This is a genomic window from Streptomyces sp. JW3 (genome assembly GCF_052216785.1).
Classification (GTDB): domain Bacteria; phylum Actinomycetota; class Actinomycetes; order Streptomycetales; family Streptomycetaceae; genus Streptomyces.
Genome location: NZ_JBQOUX010000313.1, coordinates 1 through 260, shown reverse-complemented (window position 1 = coordinate 260; position 260 = coordinate 1). Strand labels below are relative to the sequence as shown.

The window sequence follows — 260 nt, the reverse complement described above, 5'->3', positions numbered from 1 at the left end:
CTTCGATGCCATGCGCTACGGCCTGCGCGTCGGTGACGACGGCAGCCACAGCGCCGACCAGGTGATGTCGCTGACCCGTGAGGCCGGATTCGGCCCGGAGGTCAAGCGCCGCATCATCATCGGCACCTACGCGCTGTCGGCCGGCTACTACGACGCCTACTACGGCCAGGCTCTGAAGGTGCGCACCATGATCGCGCGCGACTTCGACGCCGCGTACGAACAGGTCGACGTGCTCGTCTCGCCGACCAGCCCGTTCACCC

The 260-nt window shown here is 67.7% G+C and carries 1 protein-coding gene; it reads left to right on the top strand.

The annotated features are described in order from the left end of the window. On the top strand, positions 1–260 hold a 260-nt coding region (locus tag ACTT8P_RS38640), incomplete at both ends, for an amidase family protein (protein ID WP_442836459.1).